Raw genomic sequence first — 7736 nt, forward strand, 5'->3', positions numbered from 1 at the left:
AGAGCGAGACCCGATTCTTGTATCGATTCGACAATGACATAGCGGGCGCCTCGTCACCCGCCTTCGGCGGTCCGCCGGCAGGGGATCTGCCGGCCGAAGCGCCGCTTGCGATGCCCGTGCAGGATCTGATGCGCGCGCCCGACGGCGTGTCGCAGGAGCCGCTCGCCTATTTCGGCCCGCTGTTCCAGCGCCGGCTGTTCCTGATCGTGGTCAGCTTCCTGCTCGGGCTGCTCGCCGCGCAGGAGATGTTCACCCCGCTGCGCTCGGACGGCATCGACTGGATCGACGCCGGCTTCTTCCTGCTGTTCTTCGGCCTGTTCGCCTGGATCGCCTTCGGCTTCCTCAACGCCTTCGCCGGGCTGTTCGTGATGCTCGGCCGTGGCCCCGCGCCGGTCATCCCCGACGAGATCGTCGCGCTGCCGAAGACCCGCACCGCGGTGCTGATGCCGATCTACAACGAGGACGTCGCGGCGGTCTTCCGCCGGCTTCGCTCGATGACAGAGTCGGTCGACCGGGTCGGCGCGGCCGACTGCTTCGACTTCTTCATCCTCAGCGACTCCCACGAGCGCGCCCATTCGCGCGAATATCTCGCCTTCCGACGGCTGCGCGAGGAGAGCCGCGCCCAGGTCTATTATCGCCGCCGCGAGCGCAACACCGCCCGCAAGCCCGGCAACATCGCCGAATGGGTGCGCCGCTTCGGTGCCGCCTATGACAATATGCTGGTGCTCGACGCCGATAGCCTGATGAGCGGCGCGGCGATGGTGCGCCTCGCCACCGCGATCGAGGCGCGGCCCAATATCGGCCTGCTCCAGACCGTGCCGCAGCTGATCAACGGCCAGACCATGTTCGCGCGCTGGCACCAGTTCGCCTCGTCGGTCTACGGGCCGATCGCGTCGGCCGGGCTGCGCTGGTGGTCGGGCACGGAGGCGACCTTCTGGGGCCACAACGCCATCGTCCGGGTAAAGGCGTTCGCCGAGAGTTGCGGCCTGCCCGAGCTTGCCGAAGGCAGCCTGCTCGGCGGCCACATCATGAGCCATGACATGGTCGAGGCGGCGCTGCTGCGCCGGCGCGGCTGGGCGGTGCACATGGTCACGCTGTCGGACGGGTCCTTCGAGGAATTCCCGCCCACCATGATCGACCATTCGGTGCGCGACCGCCGCTGGTGCCAGGGTAATCTCCAGCATCTCCGGTTGCTGAACAGCGCCGGCTTCCACTGGGTCAGCCGGCTCCAGCTGCTGATGGGCGCGTCGGCCTACCTGACCTCGCCGCTGTGGCTGCTGTTGCTCGGCGCGGCGATCTTCGAGCAGCTTCGCGCCAATTTCGACGGCTTCGTGCTGATATCGTCGGGCTGGCTGCTCGGCCTCACCCTGCTGATGCTGTTCGGGCCCAAGCTGATGGCGCTGGTGGCCCTGATCCAGGATCCGGGGCTGCGGCGTCAGCTCGGCGGCTGGAGCAGCATCGCCAAGGGCGCGGCGCTGGAGATCGTCACCTCGATCGTGGCGGCGCCGGTGATGATGCTGACCCAGACGCTGGCGATCGCCGACATCTTGCGCGGCCGCCAGAGCGGCTGGCTGCCGCAGCGGCGCGAGGCCGAGGGGCTCGATTTCGGCGAGGTCGCGCGCTTCTACCGCTGGCATGTCGCGCTGGGCGCAACCATGATGGCGGCGATCGCGGTCGGCATCGACGGCACGATCTGGTCGCTGCCGGTCGCCGTGGGCCTGCTGGTGACGCCGCTCACCGTCTGGCTGACCGCCCGCGCCGATCTCGGCGACTGGCTGGTGCGCCGCGGCTTCTTCGTCTCCCCCGCGGACCAGCAGCGCTTCGAGGAGGGGCCCGCCGAACCGGTCGACCTGGTGCTCGATCTCGAGCCGCGCTTTGCGATTGCGCGGGGCTAGCCGCCGGTTCTAGAAGCGCGGCAGCTGGGGAAAAGGGGCGACGATGCAATTGCTGGGCCGCAAGGTAGGGCTCGACGAGCCGCTGTTCGTGATTGCCGGCCCCTGCGTCATCGAGTCCGAAGCGCTGGTGCTCCATGTCGCCGAACGGCTGCGGGCGATCTCCGACCGGCTCGGGCTGCAGATCATCTTCAAAAGTTCGTTCGACAAGGCCAACCGCAGCTCCAACGCCTCCTTCCGCGGCCCCGGCATCGAGGGCGGCCTGCGCATCCTCGAGAAGGTCCGCGCCGAGACCGGCCTCGCGCTGCTCACCGACGTCCATGACGCCGAGCAGGTCCGTGCCGCTGCCGAGGTGGTCGACATCCTGCAGACGCCCGCCTTCCTCGCCCGCCAGACCGATCTGATCGAGGCGGTCGGCGCGTCCGGCAAGGTCGCGAACATCAAGAAGGCGCAGTTCATGGCGCCGCACGACATGGCGCATGTCGTCGCCAAGGCGCGCGGCGCGGCCGAGGCCGCCGGCGTCGAACCCGCGATCATGGTCACCGAGCGCGGCACCTCGTTCGGCTATAACAACCTCGTCACCGACCTGCGCGGCCTCGCGATCATGCGCGAAACCGGCTGTCCGGTCGTATTCGACGCGACCCACTCGGTGCAGCTGCCGGGCGCGCAGGGCGGCTCGTCTGGGGGGCAGCGCGAATATGTGCCGGTGCTGGCGCGCGGCGCCGTCGCGGTGGGCATCGCCGGCCTGTTTCTGGAGACGCACCCCGATCCGGCCAAGGCGCTGTCCGACGGTCCCAACGCCTGGCCGCTCGATCGGCTCGAGCCGCTGCTGGCCGAACTGCAATCGCTCGACGCGCACGGCATCGAGGCGCGCCGGCGCTGGCCCGAGCAGGCCTGAGCTAGGCGCGCATCACGCGATCGTACATGTCGGCCAGCTTCGCCTCATATATCGCATCGCTGAACTTCGCCGCCTGGCCCGGTGCGGCGGCCGAAAGTCTTTCTGCCAGCGCCGCATCGCCATCCAGCGCGCGGATGGCCCGGGCGATGGTCCCGGCATCATAGGGATCGATCAGCAGCCCGGCGTCGCCGACCACTTCGGGCATCGAACTGATGTTCGAGGCGATCACCGGCGTGCCCAGGCTGATGGCTTCGAGCGCCGGAAGGCCGAAGCCCTCGTAGAGCGACGGAAACAGAACCGCCTTGGCCCCGCGGACGAGGCGCAGCAGCATCTCGCGCGGCAGATAGTCGAGCTTCACCACCCCACTGGCGACGGCCTTGCCGTACATCGACACCTGCTCTCCGCCGAAGATCCGGCTTTCCTGCTCGGTTCCCCAATTCCTGGCGCCGACGATCACGAGCGGCGTGCTGGTCTGGGTGGTCAGATAGGCTTCGACGATGCGCGGCAGGTTCTTCTTGGGATCCAGCGCGCCAAAGAACAGGAAATAGCCCCTCTGCTTGAGCGCGAACATGCCCTCGATCACGCGGGCATCCTCGGCCGGATCGCGCGCGAGCAGCGATGCCGGCACGGGCGCGGTCTGATAGGTGTTGGTCACCTTGTCGGGCGAGGCACCCGGAAACAGGCTGAGGATGTCATTCCGGCTCGACTCCGAGACGGTGCAGATATGGTCGCCCTGGTGCACGCACAGGTCGATCAGGCGATGATAGACACGCTTGTTGTCGAGCGTGGTGTAGGGGAGCTTGAGCGGAACGAGGTCATGCAGCGTATAGACATTGCGCGAGCCCGCCATCCGGATCGGCACCGGATAGGTCCAGTGCATGATGTCGGGCGGATTGTCGATCTTGAGCGTCAGCAGAGTGCCGCGATTGCGCAGCCGCCGTTCGGCGATCTCGAACAGGCTGGGCGTGCTGACGACACGGTCGAACGCCGGAAGTCTCTCGGCGAAAACCTGCTTCTCGACGGCCGCGGTCATCGGCACATCGAGGCCGCCGATCGGCAGCCACGACTGGACGGTCTCGCGCCGCATGCGGCGCTTGTGCTGCTTGCGGGTCTCGCCCGGCCGATCCTTTCCGATCCGGTCGAAGAACAGGACCTGCCGCAGTGCGGTCTGTCGGCCTACATCGATGCCGAAAACACCCAGAGTTTCGTGGCCGAGCGCAGCGACCGCGCGTGCCAGCGTCATGCCGTAGGTCGCGACGCCGGTGCCGCGTGGCATGGCCAGGTTATAGCCGTCGATTCCGATGGTGAGCCTTCTCATCCTGATCCACTTAATCCGTTGTTACGAGGCCGGTAACGGCTCGCGCGCGATTTGGCCACCGTTCCGGCTCAGCAGGCGCTGGTGGACCTGGTTCAGCCGATCGGCGAAGGCACGGACGGTGAAGTTCGCGCCGCGCGCCAGGCCCCTGGTTTTCAGCGCGGCGAGCAGCGCGGGATCGGCGAGGCTGCCGATCTGTGCGCTCAGCTCCGGTACCGAGAGCGGATCGGCGAGCAAGGCCGCGCCTCCCGCCACCTCTTCGGTCGCGCCTCCGCGCGAGGTGAGCACCGGGGTGCCGAGCTGCATCGCCTCGACAATCGGCAAACCGAAACCTTCGGTGATCGTCGGGAACAGCAATGCGCGCGCGCCGGCGATCAGCGACATCAGCACCGGCCGGTCGATATAGGGCAGCCGGACGATGCCCGGCATTGCCGCCAGGTGGGGCGCGATTTCGTCAGCGCGCCAGCCGTCCGGCCCGGCGAGGACGAGCGGCAGGCTCGATCCGCTCGCGACATAGGCTTCCGCCAGACGGAGCAGATTCTTGCGCGGTTCTACGCTGCCGACGAACAGCAGGTAGCCGTCCTCACGCAGGCCCGACGGCAACGGCGCGGTTCCGGGCTCGACCGACAGGCCAGGCAGGCAAGCGCTGATCACGCCGGGGTCGCAGACCAGCGAGTCGATGATGTCGCGCCTGGCGGCTTCGGATACGGTGAGGATATGCTCGGCGCAGCCCGCCAGCGTCTCGAGCAGGCGGCGGTGGCGCGTCGGGTCGATCTGGCTCAGCGCAGGCTGGGTGATCGGTATCGCGTCGTGGAGGGTATAGATGTTGATCCAGCCATCGATTCGGATCGGTAGCGGATAGGTCCAGTGAACGATGCCGTTATCGCCAGGCGCAATCAGCCGAAGCATCGTGCCGTGCCGGTCGAAATGAACCTGGGCGAGACGGAAGATATCGCGGGCGTGGAGTTCACTCGTCGACCGCTGAAGCCGACGCGGGCGGTCCACGAGCGCTTCGGACCATCGGTACAAGCGCTCCAGCGGCTGCGCCGGGCCCATCGGCCTGTCGCAGCTCGGGTCGGCTATGCGGAGTGGGGCGATGCCTGGCTGTTCGAGCGCGGCCAGTAGCGCGCGCGCATAGGTGGCGACACCGGTGCCCTTCCGGCCCAGCATGCGCGCATCGATGGCGAAAGGCATATTTTGCGTTTGGCGAGGCATCGTCTATGCTCGCCCGCATTGCAGCATGGACCCGGAGCGTCCAGTATTTTGTGGACAGGCGTGGCGAGGATTTGGAGAAGCCGTTCGATGATCCGGTTCGATAATGTTTCGAAAACCTACCATATCCGCAAGTTCCAGAAGCAGGTGTTCAGCAATCTGAGCTTCTCGATCAGGCGTGGCGAGAGCATCGGCATCTGCGGCGCCAATGGCGCCGGCAAGTCGACACTCATGCGGCTGATCTCGGGCGTCGAGCAGCCGACTGCGGGGACGATCGAGCGCAGGATGACGACAAGCTGGCCGATCGGCTTCACCAGCTGCTTCCAGCCGAGCATGACCGGCTCCGACAATGTCCGTTTCATCGCTCGCATCTATCGCCAGCCCGAGCAGGAGATCCTCGATTATGTCGAGGATTTCGCGCAGCTTGGCGCCTATTTCCATCAGCCCGTGCGGACCTATTCATCGGGCATGACGGGTCGCCTCGCCTTCGGGATCTCGCTTGCGATCAACTTCGACTGCTATCTGGTCGACGAGGTCACTGGCGCCGGCGACGAGCGCTTCCGCAAGCGATCGCACGAGGAACTGTACAAGCGGCGGGAAACCGGGACGCTCGTCATGGTGTCGCACGATCCGCACACGCTGCAGCAATATTGCGAGCGCGGCGCCGTTCTATATGGCGGCAACCTGACCTTCTACGATACGGTTGCCGAGGCCTGCGAAGTCCATCATGGGCTGCAGATGCGCGCAGCGTGATCGCGCACGCATCTTTCTCCTCCAGGGCAGTGAATAGGGCTTGACGAGGCTGCGTCCCACGCGCTTGTCGTCGCGCCCAGTCATAGATTTGCCTCGATTGTCGATATAGGGTCTTCCATGTATTCCAGTTCTTCCGCCCGCTTCCGAGTGACTGGCGCCTTGTCGGTGCTCGCGGTCCTTTTGTCGGGTTGCGCATCGCTGCCCTCCAGCGGGCCGACCGGACGCCAGGTGATCCGGAGCGCGCAGGATCCGCAGGCGGCGCTCCGCTTCGAGGTTGTCGAGCTCGATGGGGCGGCGTTCCAGAAACTGCTGACCGTAGCGCCGGCAGGGCGCGGCGCGGGGCAGATCGCGGCACTGGCGCGCGAAGGCCGGGTCGATCGAATCGCGCCGGGCGACGCTTTGCAGATCAATATCTACGAAGTCGGCATGACCCTGTTCGGCAGCGGCTCGGGCGGACTGGGCAGCAGCGCCACCATGCCGGATACCGTCGACGCGAGCGTCCGCTCTCAGCCGGTCAATATCGTGACGGTCGCGGCGGACGGTACCATCCGCCTCCCTTATGTCGGACGGCTTATGGTCGCCGGATCGACACCCTATGATGTCCAGCGGATGATCGAGCAGGGTCTGCGCGGCAAATCGCAGAGCCCGCAGGCGATGGTGACCGTGGTCAACAGCCCGGGCAACAGCGTCTATCTGCTTGGCGATGTCACGCGCAGTGGGCGGATGCCGCTCACCGCTGCGCGCGAGCGGTTGCTCGATGCTGTGGCGACCGCGGGCGGTTCGAAGGTCAGCAGTTCCGACACGGTGGTGCGATTGACCCGCGGCGGCGAAAGCGCCGAGATGCGGCTCGGCGACATCCGGCCCGGCGGCAGCGATGACTTGGCCCTGCTGCCAGGCGACCGAATCGAGCTCATCGGCGAGCCGCGAAGCTTCAGCGCGTTCGGCGCCACGCCGAAGGTGTCGCAGGTAGCGTTCGAGTCGCCAAGCCTCACCTTGGCGGAGGCGCTGGCGCGAGTCGGCGGCCCCAACGATGTTCAGGCCGATCCGAAATCGGTGTTCCTGTTCCGTTACGATGCCGCGGCGATCGCGGCTGGTGAGCCGCCGGTGATCTATCGGCTCAATCTGATGAAGCCGGAGAGCTACATCATCGCGCAGAACTTTCCGATGCACGACAAGGACCTGATCTACATCGCCAACGCGGCGTCCAACCCGGTCAGCAAATTCGTCGGCATCCTCAACCAGCTATTTGCGCCTCTGCTGACGGCGAGGGTGCTCACCAGGAACAACTGATTCGCGAATCGGGTGACCGAAATCGCGATTTTACAAACGGATAGGCGCAGGAAACGCCCGAATTTCGGGATCCTACAAAAGTGCTTGACGACATAGGGAGCTTTGCATAGAAGCGCCCCTCACCGGCGGCGGCGAGTTGGTTTTTCCGGTTCGCTTCCTGGGCTCTTATCGGATCGTAAATGCGATCTCCTCGGGACAAGTGTTCCGGGTGGTAAAGGCTCGTCCGGATCTTTCTCATTGTTGGATTGATGAAGGGACATGTGGGCGGCGGCTCCGGTTTCTGGCGGCTTCAAGGCGTCGGAGGATCGGTTAAAGCTAAGTCGTTCCATGTCTTAATATGCAAACACACTTTGTGTATTGTGCAGGAACGGCTCCT

The 7736-nt window shown here is 66.0% G+C and carries 6 protein-coding genes; 4 read left to right on the forward strand and 2 right to left on the reverse strand.

Features of this window, described 5'->3' with window-relative positions:
* The first annotated feature begins 17 nt into the window (after window positions 1–17).
* Both mdoH and kdsA read left to right on the forward strand, forming a co-directional pair.
* Window positions 18–1895: a glucans biosynthesis glucosyltransferase MdoH gene (gene mdoH / locus AAC645_RS12250; RefSeq protein ID WP_340316376.1), complete on the forward strand. Its 1878-nt coding sequence runs from the start codon at window positions 18–20 to the stop codon at window positions 1893–1895.
* Between the two features lie 43 nt (window positions 1896–1938).
* Window positions 1939–2790 carry a 3-deoxy-8-phosphooctulonate synthase gene (gene kdsA / locus AAC645_RS12255; protein ID WP_340316378.1) on the forward strand — a complete coding sequence of 284 codons (852 nt, stop codon included), beginning with the start codon at window positions 1939–1941 and terminating at the stop codon, window positions 2788–2790.
* Window position 2791: 1 nt separating this feature from the next.
* Here the strand turns inward: kdsA and AAC645_RS12260 are convergent, their stop codons facing one another.
* A complete protein-coding gene (locus tag AAC645_RS12260) occupies window positions 2792–4108 on the reverse strand; it encodes a glycosyltransferase family 4 protein (protein WP_340316380.1) in 1317 nt (438 codons plus the stop codon).
* 21 nt (window positions 4109–4129) lie between these two features.
* Complete coding sequence (locus tag AAC645_RS12265) at window positions 4130–5299, reverse strand: glycosyltransferase family 4 protein (protein WP_340316381.1); 1170 nt, start codon at window positions 5297–5299, stop codon at window positions 4130–4132.
* Window positions 5300–5407: 108 nt separating this feature from the next.
* On the opposite strand from AAC645_RS12265, the gene AAC645_RS12270 reads away from it, so the two are divergent.
* Together AAC645_RS12270 and AAC645_RS12275 are read left to right on the forward strand one after the other, a co-directional pair.
* Complete coding sequence (locus AAC645_RS12270; protein WP_340316383.1) at window positions 5408–6070, forward strand: ABC transporter ATP-binding protein; 663 nt, start codon at window positions 5408–5410, stop codon at window positions 6068–6070.
* A 117-nt stretch (window positions 6071–6187) separates the two neighbouring features.
* The gene (locus AAC645_RS12275; RefSeq protein ID WP_340316384.1) at window positions 6188–7360 is read left to right on the forward strand and encodes a polysaccharide biosynthesis/export family protein; all 1173 of its coding nucleotides are present in this window, start codon (window positions 6188–6190) and stop codon (window positions 7358–7360) included.
* Window positions 7361–7736: the final 376 nt, after the last annotated feature.

Source organism: Rhizorhabdus argentea, from assembly GCF_037861105.1.
Taxonomy (GTDB): Bacteria; Pseudomonadota; Alphaproteobacteria; order Sphingomonadales; family Sphingomonadaceae; genus Rhizorhabdus; species Rhizorhabdus argentea.

Bases quoted from the DNA above. Each gene is read 5' to 3' on its own strand.
- kdsA (WP_340316378.1), top strand. From the start codon at position 1,939: ATGCAATTGCTGGGCCGCAAGGTAGGGCTCGACGAGCCGCTGTTCGTG.
- AAC645_RS12270 (WP_340316383.1), top strand. From the start codon at position 5,408: ATGATCCGGTTCGATAATGTTTCGAAAACCTACCATATCCGCAAGTTC.
- AAC645_RS12265 (WP_340316381.1), bottom strand. From the start codon at position 5,299: ATGCCTTTCGCCATCGATGCGCGCATGCTGGGCCGGAAGGGCACCGGT.
- AAC645_RS12275 (WP_340316384.1), top strand. From the start codon at position 6,188: ATGTATTCCAGTTCTTCCGCCCGCTTCCGAGTGACTGGCGCCTTGTCG.
- AAC645_RS12260 (WP_340316380.1), bottom strand. From the start codon at position 4,108: ATGAGAAGGCTCACCATCGGAATCGACGGCTATAACCTGGCCATGCCA.